Source organism: Pseudomonas sp. GM33, from assembly GCF_000282295.1.
Classification (GTDB): Bacteria; Pseudomonadota; Gammaproteobacteria; order Pseudomonadales; family Pseudomonadaceae; genus Aquipseudomonas; species Aquipseudomonas laurylsulfatiphila.
Window position 1 is genome coordinate 16,249 of the sequence record NZ_AKJO01000081.1, and the last position, 23,136, is coordinate 39,384.

At 60.0% G+C, this 23,136-nt stretch carries 21 protein-coding genes; 15 read left to right on the forward strand and 6 right to left on the reverse strand.

Features of this window, described 5'->3' with window-relative positions; all coding sequences use genetic code 11:
* Window positions 1–10: 10 nt before the first annotated feature.
* The 8 genes from PMI26_RS15965 to PMI26_RS15930 all read left to right on the forward strand — a co-directional run bounded on the left by PMI26_RS15965 (window position 11) and on the right by PMI26_RS15930 (window position 10,088).
* Window positions 11–1,438, forward strand: coding sequence for an ATP-binding protein (locus tag PMI26_RS15965; protein ID WP_015096573.1), 1,428 nt, complete (start codon window positions 11–13; stop codon window positions 1,436–1,438).
* A gap of 228 nt (window positions 1,439–1,666) precedes the next feature.
* On the forward strand, window positions 1,667–2,926 hold the full coding sequence (locus PMI26_RS15960; RefSeq protein ID WP_007974431.1) for a D-mannose isomerase: 1,260 nt from the start codon (window positions 1,667–1,669) through the stop codon (window positions 2,924–2,926).
* A gap of 117 nt (window positions 2,927–3,043) precedes the next feature.
* Window positions 3,044–4,342, forward strand: coding sequence for an ABC transporter substrate-binding protein (locus PMI26_RS15955; RefSeq protein ID WP_007974432.1), 1,299 nt, complete (start codon window positions 3,044–3,046; stop codon window positions 4,340–4,342).
* Between the two features lie 172 nt (window positions 4,343–4,514).
* Window positions 4,515–5,423: a carbohydrate ABC transporter permease gene (locus PMI26_RS15950; protein WP_007974433.1), complete on the forward strand. Its 909-nt coding sequence runs from the start codon at window positions 4,515–4,517 to the stop codon at window positions 5,421–5,423.
* On the forward strand, window positions 5,416–6,261 hold the full coding sequence (locus PMI26_RS15945; RefSeq protein ID WP_007974434.1) for a carbohydrate ABC transporter permease: 846 nt from the start codon (window positions 5,416–5,418) through the stop codon (window positions 6,259–6,261). The genes PMI26_RS15950 and PMI26_RS15945 overlap by 8 nt, the downstream gene beginning before the upstream one ends.
* Before the next feature lie 4 nt (window positions 6,262–6,265).
* Complete coding sequence (locus tag PMI26_RS15940) at window positions 6,266–7,426, forward strand: ABC transporter ATP-binding protein (protein ID WP_007974435.1); 1,161 nt, start codon at window positions 6,266–6,268, stop codon at window positions 7,424–7,426.
* 207 nt (window positions 7,427–7,633) lie between these two features.
* Window positions 7,634–8,980, forward strand: a complete 1,347-nt coding sequence (locus PMI26_RS15935) for a carbohydrate porin (RefSeq protein ID WP_007974436.1) — start codon at window positions 7,634–7,636, stop codon at window positions 8,978–8,980.
* Between the two features lie 253 nt (window positions 8,981–9,233).
* Window positions 9,234–10,088: a D-hexose-6-phosphate mutarotase gene (locus tag PMI26_RS15930; protein WP_007974438.1), complete on the forward strand. Its 855-nt coding sequence runs from the start codon at window positions 9,234–9,236 to the stop codon at window positions 10,086–10,088.
* A gap of 125 nt (window positions 10,089–10,213) precedes the next feature.
* On the opposite strand, the gene PMI26_RS15925 is transcribed toward PMI26_RS15930, so the two are convergent.
* A complete protein-coding gene (locus PMI26_RS15925) occupies window positions 10,214–11,074 on the reverse strand; it encodes a MurR/RpiR family transcriptional regulator (RefSeq protein WP_170948639.1) in 861 nt (286 codons plus the stop codon).
* A 228-nt stretch (window positions 11,075–11,302) separates the two neighbouring features.
* On the opposite strand from PMI26_RS15925, the gene zwf reads away from it, so the two are divergent.
* The 3 genes from zwf to PMI26_RS15910 are packed head-to-tail and all read left to right on the forward strand — an operon-like array spanning window position 11,303 to window position 14,155.
* The gene (zwf, locus tag PMI26_RS15920) at window positions 11,303–12,772 is read left to right on the forward strand and encodes a glucose-6-phosphate dehydrogenase (protein ID WP_007974442.1); all 1,470 of its coding nucleotides are present in this window, start codon (window positions 11,303–11,305) and stop codon (window positions 12,770–12,772) included.
* Entirely contained in the window at window positions 12,759–13,472 is a 714-nt protein-coding gene (gene pgl / locus PMI26_RS15915) for a 6-phosphogluconolactonase (protein ID WP_007974444.1), read from the forward strand. Before zwf ends, pgl begins: the two co-directional genes overlap by 14 nt.
* A gap of 17 nt (window positions 13,473–13,489) precedes the next feature.
* On the forward strand, window positions 13,490–14,155 hold the full coding sequence (locus PMI26_RS15910; RefSeq protein ID WP_007974446.1) for a bifunctional 4-hydroxy-2-oxoglutarate aldolase/2-dehydro-3-deoxy-phosphogluconate aldolase: 666 nt from the start codon (window positions 13,490–13,492) through the stop codon (window positions 14,153–14,155).
* A 264-nt stretch (window positions 14,156–14,419) separates the two neighbouring features.
* On the opposite strand, the gene PMI26_RS15905 is transcribed toward PMI26_RS15910, so the two are convergent.
* Both PMI26_RS15905 and PMI26_RS15900 read right to left on the reverse strand, forming a co-directional pair.
* Window positions 14,420–15,601: an aminotransferase class V-fold PLP-dependent enzyme gene (locus PMI26_RS15905; RefSeq protein WP_007974447.1), complete on the reverse strand. Its 1,182-nt coding sequence runs from the start codon at window positions 15,599–15,601 to the stop codon at window positions 14,420–14,422.
* A 20-nt stretch (window positions 15,602–15,621) separates the two neighbouring features.
* Window positions 15,622–15,858, reverse strand: a complete 237-nt coding sequence (locus PMI26_RS15900) for a DUF3820 family protein (RefSeq protein WP_003227425.1) — start codon at window positions 15,856–15,858, stop codon at window positions 15,622–15,624.
* A gap of 202 nt (window positions 15,859–16,060) precedes the next feature.
* Here PMI26_RS15900 and PMI26_RS15895 point away from each other — a divergent pair, with 202 nt between their 5' ends.
* The gene (locus tag PMI26_RS15895; RefSeq protein WP_007974449.1) at window positions 16,061–16,528 is read left to right on the forward strand and encodes a ferritin-like domain-containing protein; all 468 of its coding nucleotides are present in this window, start codon (window positions 16,061–16,063) and stop codon (window positions 16,526–16,528) included.
* 125 nt (window positions 16,529–16,653) lie between these two features.
* Here the strand turns inward: PMI26_RS15895 and PMI26_RS15890 are convergent, their stop codons facing one another.
* Together PMI26_RS15890 and PMI26_RS15885 are read right to left on the reverse strand one after the other, a co-directional pair.
* Window positions 16,654–17,124, reverse strand: coding sequence for a MaoC family dehydratase (locus PMI26_RS15890; RefSeq protein WP_007974451.1), 471 nt, complete (start codon window positions 17,122–17,124; stop codon window positions 16,654–16,656).
* Between the two features lie 42 nt (window positions 17,125–17,166).
* The gene (locus tag PMI26_RS15885; RefSeq protein WP_007974453.1) at window positions 17,167–18,111 is read right to left on the reverse strand and encodes an alpha/beta hydrolase; all 945 of its coding nucleotides are present in this window, start codon (window positions 18,109–18,111) and stop codon (window positions 17,167–17,169) included.
* A gap of 239 nt (window positions 18,112–18,350) precedes the next feature.
* Between PMI26_RS15885 and fadD2 the strand changes: the two genes are divergently transcribed.
* Window positions 18,351–20,039, forward strand: coding sequence for a long-chain-fatty-acid--CoA ligase FadD2 (fadD2, locus tag PMI26_RS15880; RefSeq protein ID WP_007974454.1), 1,689 nt, complete (start codon window positions 18,351–18,353; stop codon window positions 20,037–20,039).
* Window positions 20,040–20,423: 384 nt separating this feature from the next.
* Window positions 20,424–22,124, forward strand: coding sequence for a long-chain-fatty-acid--CoA ligase FadD1 (gene fadD1, locus PMI26_RS15875; RefSeq protein ID WP_007974456.1), 1,701 nt, complete (start codon window positions 20,424–20,426; stop codon window positions 22,122–22,124).
* Window positions 22,125–22,245: 121 nt separating this feature from the next.
* Here the strand turns inward: fadD1 and PMI26_RS15870 are convergent, their stop codons facing one another.
* Entirely contained in the window at window positions 22,246–22,626 is a 381-nt protein-coding gene (locus PMI26_RS15870; RefSeq protein WP_007974458.1) for a hypothetical protein, read from the reverse strand.
* 202 nt (window positions 22,627–22,828) lie between these two features.
* Here PMI26_RS15870 and PMI26_RS15865 point away from each other — a divergent pair, with 202 nt between their 5' ends.
* On the forward strand, window positions 22,829–23,020 hold the full coding sequence (locus tag PMI26_RS15865; protein ID WP_007974460.1) for a CsbD family protein: 192 nt from the start codon (window positions 22,829–22,831) through the stop codon (window positions 23,018–23,020).
* The last annotated feature ends 116 nt before the right edge of the window (window positions 23,021–23,136 follow it).

Below are 23,136 nucleotides of genomic sequence, written 5' to 3' on the forward strand. Positions count from 1 at the left end.
CAGGGTGCCGATGCCGCGTTCGCTGCTCGGGCGGATGTTGCTGTTGACCTTGTTGGCCGTGCTGTTCGCCCAGGCGCTGTCGAGCGTGATCTGGGTGTCGCAACTGCGCGCCACGCAGCTCGAGGGCCTGGTCACCAGCGCCCGCAGCCTGGCCCATTCGATGACGGCCAGTGTCAGTTATTTTCGTTCGTTGCCGGTGGCGTTTCGGCCCCTGGTGCTCGATCAGTTGCGCAGCATGGGCGGCACCCGGTTCGTGGTCACGCTCAACGACAAACCCCTGGGCATGGAAGTGCTGCCCATCACCCCGCGCAAAGAGGCGGTGCTCAAGGCGGTGGACGAGGTGCTGCGCCAGTCCCTCGGCCAGGACACGGACATCTCGGTGACCTTCGTCAGCCCGGAAGACCTGCGCATCTTCAATGGCGGCCTGAAGCTCGATGAGTTGCCGCGCTCCTGGGCGCACTACGCCTTGACCCTGGAACCGGTGAACCCGCCGGTGCTGGTCACGCAGATCCAGATGGCACCGGGTGAATGGCTGTACATCGCCTCGCTGCTGCCCGAGCCCTACACCAGTCTTGAAGAGCAGGGCCTGCCGGCGCAGCAGGTGTGGTTCATCGTCCTGACCAGCGGCTTTCTGCTGTTGTTCATCGGCCTGCTGGTGCACTGGCAGAGCCGTCCGCTCAAGCGCCTGGCGCGGGCCGCGCGCGATCTGTCGCTGGGTGCCGACGTCGAACCGGTGGCCGAGGGCGGTGGCAGTGAAGTGGTCGAGGTCGGGCGTGCCTTCAACACCATGCGCGAGCGCATCAGCCGTTACCTGACCGAGCGCAGCCAGTTGTTCAGTGCGATTTCCCACGACTTGCGCACGCCGATCACCCGTTTGCGCTTGCGCGTTGAATTGCTCGAAGACGAAACGCTGCAAGCCAAGTTCGGACGCGATCTGGACGAGCTCGAATTGCTGGTCAAGGGTGCGCTGCAATGCGTGAAGGACACCGATATCCACGAGAACATCGAGCCGGTGGACCTCAATCATGTGCTCGACTGTCTGGTGGAACCGTACCTGGCCCCCAACGGCAATGGTCGCGTGACCCAGCAGGGGCGGGCGCTGGCGGCGTATCCAGGCAAACCCCTGGCGCTCAAGCGCTGCATCGGCAACCTGATCGACAATGCGTTGAAGTACGGGCAGAACGCGCACCTGCACATCGATGACGATGACCGCGCGTTCATCCTGCATGTCGATGATGAAGGGCCCGGCGTGCCGGAGCAGCGGCTGGAGCAGGTGTTCGAACCGCATTTTCGTCTGGCCGGGCAGCAGCAGGGGTATGGGTTGGGGCTGGGGATTGCCCGCAACATTGCCCATAGCCATGGTGGTGAGGTCAGCTTGCAAAACCTGCGTGAGGGCGGGTTGCGGGTGACCCTGCAATTGCCACGCAGCGTTGACTAGTTAGACCGCGTTATCGTTCATCGCGAGCAAGCTCGCTCCCACATTGGATTTGTATACGACGCAGCCCCCCTGTGGGAGCGGGCTTGCTCGCGAAGGCGTTAGAAGATTCAACACATCCCTCAAGATAAATGTCACAGCCTGGTGACATAACCCACCCCCTTCGTTACAAGCCGACCTTCGTCCGTTGTTTAGACTGCCCCTCAGTCATAACAACAAAAAAGGTACGCCATGGACTCCCTCCAACCAGCCTTCAGCAGTTGGCTGAACGCACCTGCCCACCAGCAATGGCTCGCCGCCGAAGGCCTGCGCCTGTTGAGCTTTGCCAAGGCTTCCAGGCTCCCTGAAGGCTTCGGCAACCTCGACGAAAAGGGCCACCTCCCGGCCGATGCACAAGCCCAGACCATGAACACCGCGCGCATGACCCACAGCTTCGCCATGGCCCACATTCAGGGTTTGCCAGGCTTTGCCGAGCTGGTCGATCACGGTGTTACGGCCCTGCGTGGTCCGTTGCGCGATGCGGTTCACGGCGGCTGGTTCGCCACTGCCGAACATCGCGACGGCAACACCGGCAAGAACGCCTACCTGCATGCCTTCGTCGCGCTGGCCGCCAGTTCTGCGGTGGTCGCACAGCGTCCCGGTGCGCAAGCCTTGCTCGATGATGCCATCGACATCATCGACACCTGGTTCTGGAGTGAAGAAGAAGGCGCGATGCGCGAATCCTTCAATCGCGACTGGAGTGAAGAGGAAGCCTATCGCGGCGCCAACAGCAACATGCACGCCACCGAAGCCTTCCTCGCCCTGGCCGATGTCACTGAAGACAACCGCTGGTTGTGCCGTGCACAGCGCATCGTTGAGCGGGTGATCCATGGTCACGCCGCTGCCAACGATTACCTGGTGATCGAGCATTTCAACCGCGACTGGCAGCCACTGCGGGACTACAACCGTGACAATCCGGCGGACGGTTTTCGCCCCTACGGCACCACCCCGGGCCACGGTTTCGAGTGGGCACGGCTGTTGCTGCACCTCGAAGCTTCGCGGGTGAGCGCGGGGATGCTCACGCCGGGCTGGCTGGTCACCGACGCGCAAAAACTCTTCGAGCACAACTGTCGTCACGGCTGGAACATCGATGGCGCGCCGGGGATTGTCTACACCCTGGACTGGGACAACAAAGCGGTGGTCCGCCATCGCCTGCACTGGACCCATTGCGAAGCCAGTGCCACCGCCAGTGCGCTGATCAAGCGCACGGGTGAAGCGCAGTACGAGCAGTGGTATCGCCTGTTCTGGGAATTCTGTGACAGTCATTTCATCGACCGCTGTGATGGCAGCTGGTATCACGAACTCGATCCGCAAAACCGCCCGAGTGCCGATATCTGGCCCGGCAAGCCTGACCTTTACCATGCCTGGCAAGCCGTACTGATTCCGCGCCTGGCGCTGTCACCGAGCATGGCCACGGCGCTGGCGCAGGTGTCCCAGAGCGGTTCTATGTAACCATGCGGTGACATTCGCGCATCCCTTCGTTACCTGCGAGGGGATATCCCCTGTTTAGAATCTTATGCAGCGCAAGCAACAGACTTGCATGCATAACAACAAGAAAGGTGCTCCTAGATGAATGCGATTTCTCGCCTCGCTACTGTCATTTCTCTCGCTTCCCTGTCTGCGCTCCCCCTCAGTGTCCTGGCCGCCGAATCCAAAGGTTCCGTTGAAGTCGTTCACTGGTGGACCTCCGGTGGTGAAAAAGCAGCGGTCGATATCCTGAAGGCTCAAGTCGAAAAAGACGGCTTCACTTGGAAGGACGGCGCAGTCGCCGGTGGCGGCGGTTCCACGGCCATGACCGTACTTAAGAGTCGCGCCGTAGCCGGCAACCCGCCAGGCGTTGCGCAGATCAAGGGTCCCGACATCCAGGAGTGGGGCAGCACCGGCCTGCTCAGCACCGACGCGTTGAAAGACGTTTCCAAGGCGGAAAACTGGGATGGCCTGCTGTCGAAGAAAGTCTCCGACACCGTGAAGTACGAAGGCGATTACGTCGCCGTGCCGGTAAACATCCACCGCGTCAACTGGCTGTGGATCAACCCGCAAGTGTTCAAGAAAGCCGGGATCGAAAAAGCCCCGACGACCCTCGAAGAATTCTATGCCGCCGGCGACAAGCTCAAGGCCGCAGGCTTCATTGCGCTCGCCCACGGCGGTCAGCCTTGGCAGGACAGCACCGTGTTCGAAGATGTGGTGCTCTCGGTCATGGGCGCCGACGGTTACAAGAAAGCCCTGGTCGACCTCGACCAGAAAACCCTGTCCGGCCCGGAGATGACCCAGTCGTTCGCCGAGCTGAAAAAGATCACCGGCTACATGGATCCGAATCGCGCCGGTCGTGACTGGAACATCGCCGCCGCCGACGTCATCAATGGCAAGGCCGGCATGCAGATGATGGGCGACTGGGCGAAAAGCGAGTGGACCGCGGCCAAGAAAGTCGCGGGCAAGGACTACCTGTGCGTAGCGTTCCCGGGCACTGAAAAAGCCTTCACCTACAACATCGACTCCCTGGCGGTGTTCAAGCTCAAGGCTGATCGCAAGGGCGATATCGCCGCTCAGCAAGACCTGGCCAAGGTCGCATTGGGCACCGACTTCCAGAAAGTCTTCAGCATGAACAAGGGTTCGATCCCTGTGCGTAACGACATGCTGAACGAAATGGACAAGCTCGGCTTCGACGAGTGCGCCCAGAAGTCGGCGAAGGACTTCATCGCGGACGACAAGACCGGCGGCCTGCAACCGAGCATGGCGCACAACATGGCCACCTCCCTGGCCGTGCAGGGCGCGATCTTCGACGTGGTCACCAACTTCATGAACGACAAGAACGCTGACCCGGCCAAGGCCAGCGCCCAACTGGCCTCGGCTGTCAAAGCCGCCCAGTAATCCCTGACACAGCCTGACCCCATGTGGGAGCGGGCTTGCTCGCGAATGCGGACTGACATTCAACATTAATGTCGATTGACACACTGCTTTCGCGAGCAAGTCGGAGCGCCGAACCGCCGCTCCCACAAGGGATCACCGTGTCGATTCATTTCTCTAAACCTGGATTATCCCGATGAGCTCTGTGGCGGTTTTCAGCAAAGCCTCACCGTTCGATGCGCTGCAACGCTGGCTACCCAAATTGGTACTCGCGCCGAGCATGCTGATCGTGTTGGTTGGCTTCTACGGTTACATCATCTGGACGTTCATTCTGTCCTTCACCAATTCCAGCTTCATGCCGAGCTACAAGTGGGTCGGCCTGCAGCAATACATGCGCCTGATGGACAACGACCGCTGGTGGGTCGCGAGCAAGAACCTCGCGGTGTTCGGCGGCATGTTCATCGGCATCAGCCTGGTGCTGGGCGTGTTCCTCGCTGTGCTGCTGGACCAGCGCATTCGCAAGGAAGGCTTCATCCGCACCGTCTACCTGTACCCGATGGCGCTGTCGATGATCGTCACCGGTACCGCCTGGAAATGGCTGCTCAACCCTGGCCTGGGCCTGGACAAGATGCTGCGTGACTGGGGCTGGGAAGGCTTTCGTCTCGACTGGCTGGTGGATCAGGATCGTGTCGTCTACTGCCTGGTGATCGCCGCCGTGTGGCAAGCCTCCGGGTTTGTCATGGCGATGTTCCTGGCCGGCCTGCGCGGTGTCGATCAATCGATCATCCGCGCCGCGCAAGTCGATGGTGCGAGCCTGCCGACCATCTACCTGAAGATCGTCCTGCCGAGCCTGCGTCCGGTGTTCTTCAGTGCCTTCATGATCCTGGCGCACATCGCGATCAAGAGCTTCGACCTGGTCGCGGCGATGACTGCGGGCGGCCCGGGTTATTCATCCGACCTGCCGGCGATGTTCATGTATTCCTTCACTTTCAGCCGTGGCCAGATGGGCATCGGTTCGGCCAGCGCCATGCTGATGCTTGGCGCCGTGCTGACCATCCTCGTGCCGTACCTGTACTCCGAGCTGCGAGGCAAACGCCATGACTAATCAACTCGGAAAATCGGGCATCAGTTTCAGCCGCATCGCGATCTACGCCACCCTGCTGTTGGCAGCGGCGGTGTACCTGATCCCGCTGGTGGTGATGCTGCTGACCAGCTTCAAATCCCCGGAAGACATCCGCACCGGCAACCTGCTGAGCTGGCCGACCGTGATCGACGGCATCGGCTGGATCAAGGCCTGGGACGTGGTCGGCGGCTACTTCTGGAACTCGGTGAAAATCACCGTGCCGGCGGTGCTGATCTCGACTTTCATTGGGGCAATGAACGGCTACGTGCTGTCGATGTGGCGCTTCCGTGGCTCGCAGTTGTTCTTCGGCCTGTTGCTGTTCGGCTGCTTCCTGCCGTTCCAGACCGTGCTGCTGCCGGCCTCGTTCACCCTCGGCAAATTCGGCCTGGCCAACACCACCACCGGCCTGGTGCTGGTGCACGTGGTCTACGGCCTGGCGTTCACCACGCTGTTCTTCCGCAACTACTACGTGAGCATTCCGGATGCGCTGGTCAAGGCCGCAAGGCTCGATGGCGCGGGCTTCTTCACGATCTTCCTGAAAATCCTGCTGCCGATGTCGATCCCGATCGTGATGGTCTGCCTGATCTGGCAGTTCACCCAGATCTGGAACGACTTCCTGTTCGGCGTGGTCTTCGCCAGCGGCGATGCCCAGCCAATTACCGTGGCCCTGAACAACCTGGTCAACACCAGCACCGGGGCCAAGGAATACAACGTTGATATGGCCGCCGCGATGATCGCCGGGCTGCCGACACTGCTGGTCTACATATTCGCTGGCAAGTATTTCCTGCGTGGGCTGACGTCCGGCGCGGTCAAGGGGTAGAAAGATGGCAACTCTCGAATTACGCAACGTCAACAAGACCTACGGCCCCGGCTTGCCGGACACCCTGAAAAACATCGAACTGAAAATCGATGACGGTGAGTTCCTGATCCTGGTCGGCCCGTCGGGCTGTGGTAAATCCACGCTGATGAACTGCATCGCCGGCCTGGAAACCATCAGCGGCGGCGCGATCCTGGTGGACGACGCCGACATCAGCGGCATGAGCCCCAAGGATCGTGACATCGCCATGGTGTTCCAGTCCTACGCGCTGTACCCGACCATGAGCGTGCGCGACAACATCGCCTTCGGCCTGAAGATCCGCAAAATGCCGACCGCGGAAATCGACGAAGAAGTCGCCCGGGTTTCCAAGCTGTTGCAGATCGAACACTTGCTCAGCCGCAAGCCCGGCCAGCTCTCCGGTGGTCAGCAGCAGCGCGTGGCGATGGGCCGTGCCCTGGCGCGGCGGCCGAAGATTTATCTGTTCGACGAACCGCTGTCCAACCTCGACGCCAAGCTGCGGGTCGAGATGCGCACCGAAATGAAACTGATGCACCAGCGCCTGAAAACCACCACGGTCTACGTGACCCACGACCAGATCGAAGCCATGACCCTGGGTGACAAGGTGGCGGTGATGAAGGACGGGATCATCCAGCAGTTCGGTACGCCGAAGGACATCTACAACAACCCGGCCAACCTGTTCGTGGCGAGCTTCATCGGTTCGCCGCCGATGAACTTCATCCCGCTGCGCCTGCAGCGCAAGGACGGTCGCCTGCTGGCGCTGCTCGACAGCGGCCAGGCCCGTTGCGAGCTGCCGCTGGGCATGCAGGACGCAGGTCTCGAAGACCGCGAAGTGATCCTCGGCATGCGCCCAGAACAGATCATCCTGGCCAACGGCGAAGCGAACGGTTTGCCGACCATTCGTGCCGAAGTCCAGGTCACCGAACCGACCGGGCCGGACACCCTGGTCTTCGTCAACCTCAATGACACCAAGGTCTGCTGCCGCCTGGCGCCGGACGTGGCGCCTGCGGTGGGCGAGACCCTGACCCTGCAATTCGACCCGGCGAAAGTGCTGCTGTTCGATGCCAGGACAGGGGAGCGCCTGGGGGTGGCCGGCGTGCCAAAAACCGAAGCGCACAGCGCCAACGTCGCCCAATTCAAAGGCCGCTGAAGAACAAACCTGTAGGAGCGAGCCTGCTCGCGATGGACGTCAACGATGACACTGGAAACCTGACACCCCACGGTGTTCTCAGGTTTCTCGCGAGCAAGCTCGCTCCTACAGGGGGGGATTCGCAATGCACGGCCTGTCGCGCATTGCACCGGATGTAACCGCGTTAAAAAAAAGAAAAGTTAATAACAATAAAACGAGGATGTAGGGATGAAGATGAAGAACAAGGCCCGGTTGATCTGCCAGGTGTCAGCAGCGGCAGCACTGGTTCTGGCCGGCAATGCGATGGCCGATGAAGCGTTCAGCTCCGACTCCAAATGGATGACGGGCGATTGGGGTGGCGAGCGTACCAAGCTGATCGAGCAAGGCATCGACATCAAGATGGACTACGTCGGTGAAGTCGGCGGCAACCTGCATGGCGGCTTCAACGATGACAAGACCGCGCGCTACGCCGACCAGTTCGGCCTGGGCGCGGCGCTGGACCTGGAAAAACTCTTCGGCTGGGACAACACCCAGGCCAAGATCCAGCTCACCAACCGTAACGGCGAGAACATCTCCAACGACCGTATCGGCGACCCGCGTGCCGGCACCTTGAGTTCCTCCCAGGAAGTCTACGGTCGTGGCCACATGGTGCGTCTGACCCAGTTGTGGATTCAGCACCAGTTCTTCGACAACAAGCTGGACGTCAAGGCCGGTTACTTCGGTGAAGGTGAAGACTTCAACACCTTCCCGTGCGAATTCCAGAACCTGGCGTTCTGCGGATCCCAGGTCGGTAACTGGGCCACCAACATCTGGTACAACTGGCCGGTCAGCCAGGCAGCGATCCGAGTGAAGTACCACATCAATGACGAGCTTTATGCTCAGATCGGTGCGTACAACCAGAACCCGACGCAACTGGAACACGGTAACGGCTTCAAGCTCAGCGGCAGTGGTACTGAAGGCACCGTGTTGCCGGTCGAGCTGGTCTGGTCGCCGAAGGTCAACAACCTGCCGGGCGAATACCGTGTCGGTTACTACAAAAGCACAGCCAATGCCGACGACGTTCTCAAGGACGACAACGGCCAGGATGCCGCGACCACTGGCAATCCTTATCGTGTCCACGATAGCAAGCACGGCTACTGGTTCGTCGCGCAGCAGCAACTCACCAGCCACAACGGCGATGCTTCCCGTGGCCTGAACATCGCGGCCAACGCCACCTTCCACGACAAGGACACCAACTTCATCGACAACTACCAGTCGTTGATGTTCGTGTACAAGGGCCCGTTCGACGCACGTCCGAAGGATGACGTGGGCATCGGTTTCGCCCGTATCCATGTCAACGATGACGTGAAGAAAAACGCCGAGCTGACCAACGCGGCCAATGGCGTTTCGGAATACGACAATCCGCTGTTCTCGCCCATTCGTGAAACCGAATACAACTACGAGATCAACTACGGCTTCCACGTGACCAACTGGCTGACCGTACGTCCCAACCTGCAATACGTCACTCACCCGGGTGGTGTGGATGAAGTCGACAACGCGCTGGTGGCCGGCCTGAAAATTCAGTCGGTGTTCTAACGCGTCTGCGATAAGCTTCTCTCCATGTGCGCATATTTGCGGACAGCCATGGCTGTCCGCTTTTTTTTGCGAGGGCTGACTGGACTTTGGTTGATTGCTTTTGTGGCGAGGGAGCTTGCTCCCGCTGAGGTGCGAAGCACCCCCAAAAAAGGGACTGCTGCGCAGTCCAACGGGAGCAAGCTCCCTCGCCACAAAAATAAGCACAGGCCGTTTGGAGAGATGAGTACACCCATGTTTTTCAGGACCGTGGCACATGCTTGAGCATCCGCTACAACGCTTCTTCAAATCCTTGCGCGAACGTCCGGTGTTCGCGTGGGAGCGCTATCAGATGCGCGACGTGCTGGTGATCGATCATCCGCTGTGTCAGGCGGTGTTCAGTCGGCAGGGCGCGCAGTTGCTGCACTTCCAGCCCAAGGGGCAAAAGCCCTGGCTGTGGTGTGCGGCAAAGTGGCCGCAGGTCGGGGCCATTCGGGGTGGTGTGCCGGTGTGTTGGCCCTGGTATGGCCGGCATCCGAGCGAAAACGCCTGGCCGTCCCATGGATGGGCGCGACTGCTCGACTGGAAGCTGCTCGACAGCAGCAGTGACGACGAAGGCGTGCGGTTGCACTGGCAGCTGAAGTTGTGCGACTGGCAGGTGGACCTGCACGCGCACCTGGGTGAGCGCATGGACTTGCGCCTGAGCACCGAGCATCAGGACGACATGCCGTGCCAGATGAGCCAGGCTTTGCATGCTTACTGGCGTATTGGCGATGTCAGTGAGATAGCGCTGTCTGGGCTCGAAGGCGCGCAGGGTTATGACCAGTTGAGCCGACAGGTTTGTCAGCAGGAAGGCGAGTTGCGCGTGGACGGCGGTTGCCAACGGGTGTTCCAGCATGACGGCGAATTGCAGCTCAATGACCACGCCTGGCAGCGGGCGTTGTGCATCGACACGGGCGAAACGGCCGACACGGTGGTGTGGCATCCCGGTTCGCGGCCGTTGCTCGGCGTGACCTGGAACGAGATATCCGAATTTGTTTGTGTAGAGGCAGCGAGTGGCGGGACGGACAGCCTGTGCCTGAAGCCTGGGGAGCGGGCGCATTTGAGTTTGCAGGCGCGGGTGGGGGTTTAGTTCAGCATCTGTGGTGCTCCGTATACCGCCATAGCGAGCAAGCTCGCTCCCACATTTGGAATGCATTCCCCTGTGGGAGCGAGCTTGCTCGCGATGAGGCCATTCAGGGCGATGGAGATGCTGGATTAATTAAACTCATCCCCAACGGGATACCGACTGGCATTCAGGCTCTCCTTGATCTTGCGCAAATGCGGCTGGAAATCCACGCCCCGGCGCAACGTCATGCCCGTGGCGAGTACGTCCAGCACGGTCAGTTGGATGATCCGCGACGTCATCGGCATGTAGATGTCGGTGTCTTCCGGCAGCGGAATGTTCAGGCTCAGGGTGCTGGCCTTGGCCAGCGGCGAGTTCTCGGCGGTCAGGCCCAGCACGGAAGCGCCGTTTTCCCGGGCGATACGCGCCACTTCCACCAGTTCGCGGGTGCGCCCGGTGTAGGAAATGATCACGAACAGTTCGCCGGTATGGGCCACCGAGGCAATCATGCGCTGCATCAGCACGTCGGCGTGGGCGGTGACGGCGAGGTTGAAGCGGAAGAACTTGTGCTGCGCGTCCAGTGCCACCGGAGCCGAGGCGCCGAGGCCGAAGAAGTGGATCTGCCGGGCCTGGATCAGCAGGTCGACGGCGCGGCTGATCAGGTTCGGGTCCAGTGCCTGGCAGGCGCTGTCCAGCGAGGCGATGGCGCTGCCGAAGATCTTCTGGGTATAGGCCTCCGGATTGTCATCGGCCTCCACCGCGCGGCTGACGTACGCGGCGCCACTGGCCAGGCTCTGGGCCAGTTGCAGCTTGAGTTCGGGGTAGCCGCTGACGCCGAACGAACGGCAGAAACGGTTGACCGTCGGTTCGCTGACCGAGGCGGCCTGGGCGAGGGCGGCGATGCTGAAGCGGGTGGCCTGCTGCGGGTTGAGCAGGATCACCTCGGCGACTTTGCGCTCGGCCTTGTTCAGCTCTTCAAGGCGATTCTGGATTTGCTCCAGTAAATTTCGCACGCGGTCCATATAAGTATCCTTGATTCACCGGCGCCGATAAGCGCACGGCTAATGCAAAAAGGGCCTTTGGTGAGGCCCGTGACGGTGGCCTATCCTACTGATGGCTCAGACCGACCACCACTCGGAATCTGTATTTTGCGAAAATGTTGTGGTTATTACTACATTTTCCCTTGAGTGATGCCTTGAAAAAAGGTATTTGTAGCTTAACTTGATAAAAGAACAAACATCATGCTCTCGATTACGGTTGAACCGTGCACCTTTGCCTTGTTCGGCGCCCTTGGCGATCTGGCCTTGCGCAAGCTGTTTCCTGCCCTTTATCAACTCGACGGCGCCGGCCTGTTGCACGAGGACACGCGAATCATCGCGCTGGCCCGTGAGCCGGGCAGCGAGCAGGAACACCTGACGTTCATCGCCTCCGAGCTGCGCCGCTATGTCGGTGCCAAAGAGCTGGACGAAGCCGTGGTCGAGCGTTTTCTGGCGCGCCTGAGCTACCTGCACGTCGACTTCCTCAAGTCCGAAGATTATGTGGCCCTGGCCGAAGTGGCCGGTACCACGCAACGGGTCATCGCCTACTTCGCCACGCCGGCCGCCGTCTACGGCGCGATCTGCGAGAACCTGGCCAAGGTCGGCCTGGCGCAAAACACCCGTGTGGTGCTGGAAAAGCCCATCGGTTCGGACCTGGAATCCTCGCGCAAGGTCAACGACGCCGTGGCGCAGTTCTTCCCGGAGAACCGCACCTACCGCATCGACCACTACCTGGGCAAAGAGACCGTCCAGAACCTGATCGCCCTGCGTTTCGCCAACAGCCTGTTCGAAACCCAGTGGAACCAGAATTACATCTCCCACGTGGAAATCACCGTGGCCGAGAAGGTCGGCATCGAAGGCCGCTGGGGTTACTTCGACAAGGCCGGCCAGCTGCGCGACATGATCCAGAACCACCTGCTGCAACTGCTCTGCCTCATCGCCATGGACCCGCCGGCCGACCTGTCCGCCGACAGCATCCGTGACGAGAAGGTCAAGGTGCTCAAGGCCCTGGCGCCGATCAGCCCGGAAGGCCTGACCACCCAGGTGGTGCGCGGTCAGTACATCGCCGGCTACAGCGAAGGCAAAGCGGTGCCGGGGTACCTGGAAGAACCCAATTCCAACACCCAGAGCGATACCGAGACCTTCGTCGCCCTGCGTGCCGACATCCGCAACTGGCGCTGGGCCGGCGTGCCGTTTTACTTGCGTACCGGCAAGCGCATGCCGCAGAAGCTGTCGCAGATCGTCATCCACTTCAAGGAACCGTCGCACTACATCTTCGCTCCCGAGCAGCGCCTGCAAATCAGCAACAAGCTGATTATCCGCCTGCAACCGGACGAAGGCATTTCCTTGCGCGTGATGACCAAAGACCAAGGCCTGGACAAAGGCATGCAGCTGCGCAGCGGTCCGTTGCAGCTGAATTTTTCCGACACCTGGAGCAGCGCACGGATTCCCGATGCCTACGAGCGGTTGTTACTGGAAGTGATGCGCGGCAATCAGAACCTGTTTGTCCGTAAAGATGAAATCGAAGCCGCGTGGAAGTGGTGTGACCAGTTGATCGCCGGGTGGAAAAAATCCGGTGATGCGCCCAAGCCGTACGCGGCCGGGTCCTGGGGGCCGATGAGCTCCATTGCTCTGATCACGCGGGACGGGAGGTCGTGGTATGGCGATATCTAAACTGAAACTGCCGCAGGGCGTCAGCGCCCATGCGTTCAAGAGCCCGGTGTTGCTGGCTGAAAGCCTGGCACTGAATGTGGCCAAGCAATTGAGCGACGCGATCGACACCCAGGGCACTGCGACCCTGGTGGTTTCCGGTGGCCGCAGTCCGGTGGCGTTTTTCCAGCACCTGGCCAAGCAGTCGCTGGACTGGTCGAACGTGGTGGTCAGCCTGGCCGACGAGCGTTGGGTGCCGGTGGAACACGCCGACAGCAACGCGGGCCTGATCAAGCGTTATCTGTTGCAAGGGCCTGCGGCCAAGGCGCAGTTCCTGAGCCTGTACAGCGCCAGCGCCAACCTTGAACAGGCGGCGGAGCAGGCCGACCGCTTGCTGTCCGAACTGCCGGTGATCGATGTGCTGATCCTCGGTATGGGCGATGACGGCCACACCGCGTCACTGTTCCCCAACAGCCCGAACCTTGCCGAGGCATTGCAGGCCGATGGCGTCCGTCGTTGCTGGCCGATGCTGGCGCCGACCGTGCCGCATCAGCGCCTGACCATGAGCCGCGCGCTGCTGGCCTCGGCCAAGCACAAGGTTCTATCGATTTCCGGTCAGTCCAAGCTGACCACCCTGAGTACCGCACTGGCCGGCGACGATGTCGCCGCAATGCCGGTGCGCGCATTTCTGCAACCCACGTTAGAGATTTTCTGGTGCCCATGAGCCAAGGAACAGCCGCTATGACAAACCCATCCCCGACCGTTTCCATGGCGGACAAAGTTGCCCTGATCGACAGCCTCTGCGCGAAAGCGCGGATCCTGCCGGTGATCACCATCGCCCGCGAGCAGGACGTCCTGCCGCTGGCCGACGCGCTCGCGGCCGGTGGCCTGACAGCCCTGGAAGTGACCCTGCGTTCGCAATTCGGCCTCAAGGCCATCCAGATTCTGCGCGAGCAGCGTCCGGAGCTGGTGACCGGTGCCGGCACCGTGCTGGATCGCCACATGCTGGCAGCGGCGGAAGCGGCGGGTTCGCAGTTCATCGTCACGCCGGGCATCACCCGCGACTTGCTGGAAGCCAGCGTCGCCAGCCCGATTCCACTGTTGCCAGGCATCAGCAATGCCTCGGGCATCATGGAAGGCTACGGCCTGGGTTACCGCCGCTTCAAGCTGTTCCCGGCCGAAGTCAGCGGCGGTGTTGCAGCCATCAAGGCATTGGGCGGCCCGTTCGGCGAAGTGAAATTCTGCCCGACCGGCGGCGTGGGCCCTGCCAACATCAAGAGCTACATGGCGCTGAAAAACGTCATGTGCGTGGGCGGTAGCTGGATGCTTGATCCGGAGTGGATCAAGAACGGCGACTGGGCCCGCATTCAGGAATGCACCGCCGAGGCCCTGGCGCTGCTGGACTGATCGCTTCACCCTACACTTCGTTGTGTGTTCTACGGCTTTACGGTGCGCTTGGTCGGTGCACCGTTTTTTTTTGCCTGAAAAAAATGGCCTGGATCGGCTCATACCCCCTGTGGGAGCGAGCAAGCCCGCTCCCACAGGTTCGGTGCCAACCCTTGTAGGAGCGAGCCTGCTCGCGAAAAACCCGAGGGCGACACTGGGCATCAGGTTTCACCCGTTATCGTTCACGACCATCGCGAGCAAGCCCGCTCCCACAATGGTGAGTGTTCAGCGCAGTTCTTTCAGCGCGATGATCAACTGCTGCATATGGTCGGCAGTGCTGGTCAATCCCGGTGTCACGCGGATGCACGGCCCGCAAGCCGCGCCACTGCGCACCACGGTGAACAGGTTGTAATCGTTGAGCAGCCTTTCGACCATCACCTGTTGATCGGCCTGTTGGGTAAAGCGCATCGAGGTGATACCGCAATACAGCCGTGGATCATCCGGGGTCAACACCTCGATGCCCGGAAGTTCGCGAACTTCGCGCACCCACAGGTTGCGCAGGTAATTGAGGCGCGAGCCCTTGGCCGCGGCCCCTCCCATCGCCCAATGTTCTTCGAGCACCAGCGGCAGGGTCAGCAGCGCCGGAATGTTGGGGGTGCTGTACGAGGTCCGGGCGCGGATGTCGGTGAGCGGGAAATGCATCTCGCCCATGTCCGGGTCGATGTCTGCCAGGCGTTCGGGGGCGATGTAGATATAGCCGAGCGTCAGCGGTGCGCCGATCCACTTGTGCAGGTTGTAGCCGGCGAAGGCGATACCCAGTTCGGTCAGGTCAAACTCGAGTTGGCCGAGGGCATGGGCACCGTCAAGGATGACGTCAATGCCCTGTTCCTTTGCCGCGGCCGCAATCGCCTGCACCGGCATCACCAGGCCCGTGCGATGGGTGACGTGGGTCAGGGCCATCAACTTCAGCCGTGGGTGCCGGGCGAAGGTTTCGCGGTAGGTGTTCAGCAGGCTGTCGAAGGTGGCCGGGTGTGCATGCTCGATTTCGATCACTTCCACGCCGCGATTACGCGCCAGCCAGCGCATGGCGCCTTTGACCGTGTCGTATTCCAGATCGCAAACCAGTACCTGATCGCCGGGCTGCAGCCGGTTGTAGTTGCGGATCAGCGACTGCAAACCTTCCGATGCGTTGCGTGTAAGGGCGATGCTGTCGCCGGGGACGCCTGTCAACCTGGCCAGTTGCGCGCGGATCTTCAGGCTGTCGCCCTGTTCGAAGCGCTGGCGCACGTACACCGAATTGCTGCGATTGATCAGCTCGATGTTGCGTTGGTACTCCTCGACGACCGTGCGCGACATGCGTCCGAAGTAACCGTTCTCCAGGTTGAGCGGGCCGGGTTCGACATCGTAGCGGTCGGCAAAGGTTTGCCAGAAGGCTTCATCACGGGCGCGGCGGGTGTTGTCAGGCATGAGGGTGCTCGGTAGGTGATTCAGTGACGCGGGGCCGGTTTGCCGTGTTTGGCGCGCAGCGGTTCGAGCAAGTCCGACAAACCGTTGTGATCGATTTCCTGCATCAGGGCCAGCAGGCCGCCCAATTCGCCGTGAGGGAAACCCTCCCGGGCGAACCAGTTCAGGTAAGGGCCGGGCAGGTCGGCAATGATTCGACCCTTGTATTTGCCGAAGGGCATTTCACGGGTGATCAGCAGTTCGAGCTTTTCAGGATTCATCGATCGGTCGTCTTGATTCAGTCAGTCTGGAAAATACAGGCATTCTGCATGCAGGCCAAATGACAGATCATGCAAATAAAACGGATACAGATTTTTTGAGAATGGATAACTGTTTGAAAAATAACGAATAGTTAAACGATTCCGAGCTGGCATGCAGGGTGCAGTACTCATTGCATCTTTCATCCACCGAAGGAATTGAAAAATGACTGACATGAATAAAGAAGCGATTTCTGTACTCAATGACCTGATTGAAACCAGCAAGGACGGTCAGGCCGGGTTCAAGACTTGCGCTGAAGACATCAAGCACCCTGAACTCAAAACCCTGTTTATCAATCGTTCGACCGATTGTGCGACGGCCGCTGCGGAGTTGCAGTCCGCGGTGCGTTCGATGGGTGGCGATCCGGAAACCTCCACCAGTGTCAGCGGTGACCTGCACCGTCGTTGGGTCGACGTGAAGTCGATGTTCACCGGCAAAGGCGAGGAGGCCGTGCTCAATGAAGCCGAACGCGGTGAAGACCATGCGTTGAAGGCTTATCGGGATGCCATGGAGAAAATCAACAAGCACAACCTGGTGGGCATTCGTGACCTGGTTGAGCGCCAGTACCATGGCGTGCAACGCAATCACGATCAGGTCAAGGCCCTGCGTAACCAGGCGCGTGCGCGTTCATAAGCCTGGCTGAAACAACTGTGGGAGCGAGCTTGCTCGCGATGAGGGCCTGACATTCAACATTGATGTTGACTGATCTGGCGCTATCGCGAGCAAGCTCGCTCCCACATTGTTTTTTAACTGGTCAATCAGCCGATGCTGATCGCCGGCAGCTCCGTCAGCGTCACGCTCTGTTGCTTGCGTGGCGCGAGGATTTCCGCTTCGCCATCCACCACCAGTTCATCGCGCTGATTGAACACGCGAGTAGCAATGCGCACGCGAAATTTCGGCAGCTTTTCCAGAATCTCCAGGCGCACGGTCAGGGTGTCGCCGATCTTCACCGGTTTCTGAAAACTCATTTGCTGGCCGATGTAGATAGTGCCCGGTCCAGGCAATTCGCAGGCGACCGCCGCGCTGATCAATGCACCGCTGAACATGCCATGGGCGATGCGCTCCTTGAACATGGTGCTGGCAGCGTATTCGGCATCCAGGTGCACCGGGTTGTGATCGCCGGACATCGCGGCGAACAACTGGATGTCACGCTCTTCGACCGTCTTGCTGAAGCTGGCGGTCTGGCCCACTTCAAGGGCTTCGTAAGGGGTGTTGGTAACCTGGGTCATCTGTCTCAATTCCTGTGACGAATTAAATAATTCACAAAAAATCTATTCGGATCGGTGCGGCCGAGGGGTGCTCAAGGCCTGGGCAATCCAGTTCAGCACATCGGCGACGATTTCATCGCGGTTGCTCTCGTTGAACAGTTCGTGCCGTGCCTGCGGGTAAACGGTCAGTTGCAGGTGCCGGCTGCCGGCCGCCCGCAACGCGTCGGCCAGATCCTTCAGACGTTTGCCTTCGCTCACCGGATCACATTCACCGCCAATCACCAGCAGCGGCAGGCCCGGGTCAATCTGGGCGAGATTGGACGCTTTGCTGATTTGCTGCAAGCCACCGAGCAAATCGATCCACAGTTGATTGGTGCAGCGGAAACCGCAGAGCGGGTCGTTGACGTACAGGTCGACCTGCGCCGGATCACGGCTGAGCCAGTCGAACGGCGTGCGTGCCGGTTTGAATTTTTTGTTGAACGAGCCGAACGACAGCCATTCGATCAATGCGCTGCGGCCTTTGCCGCCCTGGCGCAGGCGTTCGAAACGGGCGATTTGCCGTGCCGCGCGATAAAGCGCCACGGGCTGGAAGTTCGAGCCGCTGAGGATGGCCCCGTGCAGGCTGGCACTGTGGTGCAGCAGATAGGCCTGGGCGATGTAACTGCCCATGCTGTGACCGAGCAGCACGATCGGTATGCCAGGGTGCTGCTGGCCGATGTGCTGGTTGAGGCACGCCAGGTCGCTGACGACCTTGCACCAGCCGTCGTCATCGGCGAAATGCCCCAGGGTCCCGTTTTCGGCAGTTTTGCCATGTCCACGCAGGTCCGGCGCACACACGCCGTAGCCCTGATCACAGAGCTTTTGCGCAAGGGCTCCATAACGGCCGCTGTGTTCGGCCATGCCATGGGCCAGCAGAATCATTGCCTTGAGACTGCCGTCGGGTAGCCACTGGTTGACGAATAGGCGGCTGTGGTCGCTCGTGGTCAGCCAGAAAGTGTCATGGATCATGGCGGTTCCTTTGTACTGAGTCGTTGCATTGTATAGCGCATCCCGTTGCATGCGTCTGATCAGCCCACAGCAAGGCAGGAAGATTCACGCGATCAATGACGGCTTTGCGCATATTTGCCTGAATCGCCATAGCTGCTAGTGTCCGTGAAGCTCCGCTTTTCGCTTTCTGCCTTTGAGGGATCAGGGAGAAATGACAGAAATGCGGCCCCGGATAGATTCAGGTAAAGAGGACAAGAACAATGCAACCTGATTTCTGGAATGACAAACGCCCGGCCGGCGTCCCCCTGGATATCGATCTGGGTGCCTACAAGTCGGTGATCGAGGTGTTCGAGCGTTCCTGCAAGAAGTTTGCTGACCGCCCTGCGTTCAGCAACATGGGCGTGACCCTGACTTACGCCGAACTGGAACGCCAGAGCGCTGCTTTCGCCGGCTACCTGCAAGCCCACACCGACCTGGTGCCAGGTGACCGCATCGCCGTGCAGATGCCCAACGTCCTGCATTACCCCATTGCCGTGTTCGGCGCTTTGCGCGCCGGGTTGATCGTGGTCAACACCAACCCGTTATACACCGCGCGGGAAATGCGTCACCAGTTCAAGGATTCCGGTGCCCGGGCGCTGGTGTACCTGAACGTGTTCGGCCAGAAAGTCCAGGAAGTGCTCCCCGACACTGACATCCAGTACCTGATCGAAGCGAAGATGGGCGACCTGATGCCCACCGCCAAGGGTTGGCTGGTCAACACTGTGGTGAGCAAGGTCAAGAAGATGGTCCCGGACTATTCCTTGCCCCAGGCCGTTTCTTTCAAGAGCGCATTGCGCATGGGCCGTGGCCTGGGTATCAAGCCGCTGAAGGTCGGCCTCGACGACATCGCCGTGCTGCAATACACCGGTGGCACCACCGGCCTGGCCAAGGGCGCGATGCTGACCCACGGCAACCTGGTGGCGAACATGCAGCAGGCACGGGCCTGCCTCAGCCAGTCGGCCAGCGACGGTCAGCCGCTGCTGCGTGAAGGCCAGGAGGTGATGATCGCGCCGCTGCCGCTGTACCACATCTATGCCTTCACGGCGAACTGCATGTGCATGATGGTGACGGGTAACCACAACGTGCTGATCACCAACCCACGGGACATCGCCGGCTTCATCAAGGAGTTGAAGAACTGGCGGTTCTCGGCGCTGCTGGGGCTCAACACGCTGTTCGTCGCGCTGATGGATCACCCGGATTTCAAGGCCCTGGACTTCTCCAGCCTCAAGCTCACCAACTCCGGCGGCACCGCACTGGTCAAGGCTACGGCCGAGCGCTGGGAACAACTGACCGGTTGCCGCATCACCGAAGGTTACGGCCTGACCGAAACCTCGCCGGTGGCTTGTACCAACCCCTATGGCGACCAGTCCCGGATCGGCACGGTCGGCCTGCCGGTGCCGGGCACCACGCTGAAAGTCATCAACGATGACGGCGTCGAACAACCTTTGGGTGAACGCGGCGAGTTGTGCATCAAGGGCCCGCAGATCATGAAGGGCTACTGGCAGAAACCTGAAGCCACGGCCGAAGTGCTGGATGCCGAGGGCTGGTTCAAGTCCGGTGACATTGCGGTGATCGACCCGGACGGTTTCGTGCGCATCGTTGACCGCAAGAAGGACATGATCATTGTCTCGGGTTTCAACGTGTACCCGAACGAAATCGAAGACGTGGTGATGGCTCACCCGAACGTCGCCAACTGTGCGGTCATCGGTGTGCCTGACGAACGGTCGGGGGAGGCGGTGAAGCTGTTCGTGGTGGCCCGTGAAGCGGGCGTCAGCCTTGAAGAGCTGAAGGCTTACTGCAAGGAGAACTTCACGGCGTATAAAGTACCGAAGCACATCGTGCTGCGCGAATCGCTGCCGATGACGCCAGTGGGCAAGATCCTGCGGCGGGAGTTGCGTGATATCGCCTGATCGGTGAATGGCCGCGCTTCGCGCGGATCGCGGGCAAGCCACGCTCCCACAGATTCACTGTTGTGCACACACTTTGTGTACGACGCGAACCTTGTGGGAGCGGGCTTGCCCGCGATGCTTTTCGGCGTACGCTAGAGCCCCGAATTCCGTGGCTTTCAGGGCTTAATAGGTTTTTTGCTCTAAAATGACTGCTTGTAAGTCTTGAGTCACAAATGTGACCGTAGAGGCCGCTTTTGGCTCTAGTCGACCCTTGGCAAAGCTGCTACTCTCGGCGCGCTTTGTGACTTCTCGGCCTTCTATCAGCCAGATTCACCAATGACCAAACACCAATAATAATCGCATCAAATGCGGTGCTGAATTCGCGTTGCTGAGGAGTGGGCTTCCATGATCGAAGACTTTTGGAAGGATAAGTACCCAGCTGGGATTGCTGCTGAGATCAATCCAGACGAGTATCCGAATATTCAGGCAGTGTTGAAGCAATCCTGCCAACGCTTCGCCAACAAGCCGGCATTCAGCAACCTGGGCAAGACACTCACCTACGGTGAGCTGTACGAATTGTCCGGTGCGTTTGCCGCTTATCTGCAACAGCATACCGATTTGCAGCCAGGCGATCGAATCGCCGTGCAACTGCCCAACGTGTTGCAGTACCCGGTTGCCGTCTTCGGTGCCATCCGCGCCGGGCTGATCGTGGTCAACACCAACCCGCTGTACACCGCGCGGGAGATGGAACACCAATTCAACGACTCCGGTGCCAAGGCCCTGGTGTGCCTCGCCAACATGGCGCACCTGGCGGAAACCGTGGTGCCGAAAACCGGCGTCAAGCACGTGATCGTCACCGAAGTCGCCGACTTGCTGCCGCCGCTCAAGCGCCTGCTGATCAACAGCGTCATCAAGTACGTGAAGAAGATGGTGCCGGCCTATCACTTGCCAAAAGCCGTCAAGTTCAACGACGTGCTGAGCAAAGGCCAGGGCCAGCCAGTGGCGGAAGCCAATCCGGCCAGCAGCGATGTCGCGGTGCTGCAATACACCGGCGGCACCACCGGTGTGGCCAAGGGCGCGATGCTGACCCACCGCAACCTGGTGGCGAACATGCTGCAGTGCAAGGCGCTGATGGGTTCCAACCTCAATGAAGGCTGCGAGATCCTGATCACACCGCTGCCGCTGTACCACATCTATGCGTTCACTTTTCACTGCATGGCGATGATGCTGATCGGCAACCACAACATCCTGATCAGTAACCCGCGTGACCTGCCGGCGATGGTCAAGGAACTGTCGAAGTGGAAGTTCAGCGGCTTCGTCGGTTTGAACACACTGTTCGTGGCCCTGTGCAACAACGAAGGCTTCCGCAAGCTGGACTTCTCCGCGCTGAAAGTCACCTTGTCGGGCGGCATGGCCCTGCAACTGGCCGCAGCCGAACGCTGGAAGGCGGTCACCGGTTGCGCCATCTGCGAGGGCTACGGCATGACCGAAACCAGCCCGGTGGCCACGGTCAACCCGATCCAGAACATCCAGATCGGCACCATCGGCATTCCGGTGCCGTCGACCCTGTGCAAAATCATCAACGATGCCGGTGTCGAACAACCGATGGGCGAAATCGGCGAGCTGTGCGTGAAGGGGCCGCAGGTCATGAAGGGTTACTGGCAGCGCCAGGAAGCCACCGATGAAATCCTCGACAGCGAAGGCTGGTTGAAGACCGGTGACATCGCGCTGATCCAGCCTGATGGCTACATGCGCATCGTCGATCGCAAGAAAGACATGATCCTGGTGTCCGGTTTCAACGTGTACCCGAACGAGCTCGAAGACGTGCTGGCGACCCTGCCGGGCGTGCTGCAATGCGCGGCCATCGGTGTGCCGGATGAGAAGTCGGGCGAAGCGATCAAGATTTTCATCGTCGCCAAGCCTGGCGTGACCCTGACCAAGGAACAGGTGATGGAGCACATGCGCGCCAACGTCACCGGCTACAAGGTCCCGCGCTCCGTGGAGTTCCGCGATGCACTGCCGACCACCAACGTCGGCAAGATCCTGCGTCGTGAATTGCGCGATGAAGAGCTGAAGAAGATCAACGCGAAGAAAGCCACCGCGTAATCGACAAAAAGCCCCGCAGATGCGGGGCTTTTTGTTGAAGGTCAAAAGATCGCAGCCTTCGGCAGCTCCTACAGGTGACCGCGATCCCATGTAGGAGCTGCCGAAGGCTGCGATCTTTTCTTTATTGTTGGCGAAACGGCGCGAAGTTGACGTTGGTGCCTGCCGGGCGCATGTCTTGCAGGAAGGAGTCCTTGTCGGCGCTCAGTTCCAGGCTCAATGCAGCCTTGCGCTTGCCTTCATTGCGCACCACCAGCCCTTCGAGCTTCTCGCGCAGGAACACGGTCGGCACTTTCAGGTGCAACAGTTCGTCGGTGGCCGGCGTGTGCATCAGCAGGTGGATCCACTCGTACTGACCGATTGCCAGGCGCGTCACCGGGAGGTCGAACCACCAGATGTTGCGATTACGGTTCAATTCGGCGAAGTGGCAGTTGTTGACGCCAAGCACAGCACCGCCGAGTTCCTGGTTTCTGCGGGCAATGGCCTGCTTTTTATCGAGTTTCATAACATTCCTACGGGATTGGATCTTCAGCGCCATGGCCTGAACGTGTTGCGCATTCTCGGGGGTTGGCCCGCAAACATAAAGCGCAACCTGCACTGAACGATGAAATGTCGTGGTGAAAATAAATGAAACTCCCTGCAAAAGCCCCTGGTCAACCTTGTGTAACGACTTTTCTTCCCATTGAACTGTTCACAGGAGAATCACCATGGGCAGCACAAGCGATAAAGTCAAAGGCATGGCCAATGAAGCCGCCGGCAACGTCAAGCAGGGTGTCGGCAAGGCCACCGGCAACGACAAGTTGCGTGCCGAGGGCGTGATGCAGGAAAAGAAAGGCGAGGCCCAGCAAGCAGTGGGCAAGGCTAAGGATGCGCTTAAAAAAGGCATCGACGACGCGTGATCCGGCCGTTTAATGAAAACACGAAGCGGCCATCTCGGATGGCCGTTTTTGTGTCAGCCTGAACTTGCATCTTGAAATTGTTTCAAAGTCGCCAACTGGGCTACCTTGATGATAAA

Excerpts from the sequence above, each read along its gene's own strand:
- zwf (WP_007974442.1), top strand. The coding sequence starts at position 11,303 with ATGCTCTCGATTACGGTTGAACCGTGCACCTTTGCCTTGTTCGGCGCC.
- fadD1 (WP_007974456.1), top strand. The coding sequence starts at position 20,424 with ATGATCGAAGACTTTTGGAAGGATAAGTACCCAGCTGGGATTGCTGCT.
- PMI26_RS15960 (WP_007974431.1), top strand. The coding sequence starts at position 1,667 with ATGGACTCCCTCCAACCAGCCTTCAGCAGTTGGCTGAACGCACCTGCC.
- PMI26_RS15945 (WP_007974434.1), top strand. The coding sequence starts at position 5,416 with ATGACTAATCAACTCGGAAAATCGGGCATCAGTTTCAGCCGCATCGCG.
- PMI26_RS15885 (WP_007974453.1), bottom strand. The coding sequence starts at position 18,111 with ATGATCCATGACACTTTCTGGCTGACCACGAGCGACCACAGCCGCCTA.
- PMI26_RS15895 (WP_007974449.1), top strand. The coding sequence starts at position 16,061 with ATGACTGACATGAATAAAGAAGCGATTTCTGTACTCAATGACCTGATT.
- PMI26_RS15935 (WP_007974436.1), top strand. The coding sequence starts at position 7,634 with ATGAAGATGAAGAACAAGGCCCGGTTGATCTGCCAGGTGTCAGCAGCG.
- fadD2 (WP_007974454.1), top strand. The coding sequence starts at position 18,351 with ATGCAACCTGATTTCTGGAATGACAAACGCCCGGCCGGCGTCCCCCTG.
- PMI26_RS15940 (WP_007974435.1), top strand. The coding sequence starts at position 6,266 with ATGGCAACTCTCGAATTACGCAACGTCAACAAGACCTACGGCCCCGGC.
- PMI26_RS15955 (WP_007974432.1), top strand. The coding sequence starts at position 3,044 with ATGAATGCGATTTCTCGCCTCGCTACTGTCATTTCTCTCGCTTCCCTG.
- PMI26_RS15865 (WP_007974460.1), top strand. The coding sequence starts at position 22,829 with ATGGGCAGCACAAGCGATAAAGTCAAAGGCATGGCCAATGAAGCCGCC.
- PMI26_RS15870 (WP_007974458.1), bottom strand. The coding sequence starts at position 22,626 with ATGAAACTCGATAAAAAGCAGGCCATTGCCCGCAGAAACCAGGAACTC.
- PMI26_RS15965 (WP_015096573.1), top strand. The coding sequence starts at position 11 with ATGCCGCGTTCGCTGCTCGGGCGGATGTTGCTGTTGACCTTGTTGGCC.
- PMI26_RS15910 (WP_007974446.1), top strand. The coding sequence starts at position 13,490 with ATGACAAACCCATCCCCGACCGTTTCCATGGCGGACAAAGTTGCCCTG.
- PMI26_RS15890 (WP_007974451.1), bottom strand. The coding sequence starts at position 17,124 with ATGACCCAGGTTACCAACACCCCTTACGAAGCCCTTGAAGTGGGCCAG.
- PMI26_RS15950 (WP_007974433.1), top strand. The coding sequence starts at position 4,515 with ATGAGCTCTGTGGCGGTTTTCAGCAAAGCCTCACCGTTCGATGCGCTG.
- PMI26_RS15900 (WP_003227425.1), bottom strand. The coding sequence starts at position 15,858 with ATGAATCCTGAAAAGCTCGAACTGCTGATCACCCGTGAAATGCCCTTC.
- PMI26_RS15930 (WP_007974438.1), top strand. The coding sequence starts at position 9,234 with ATGCTTGAGCATCCGCTACAACGCTTCTTCAAATCCTTGCGCGAACGT.
- pgl (WP_007974444.1), top strand. The coding sequence starts at position 12,759 with ATGGCGATATCTAAACTGAAACTGCCGCAGGGCGTCAGCGCCCATGCG.
- PMI26_RS15905 (WP_007974447.1), bottom strand. The coding sequence starts at position 15,601 with ATGCCTGACAACACCCGCCGCGCCCGTGATGAAGCCTTCTGGCAAACC.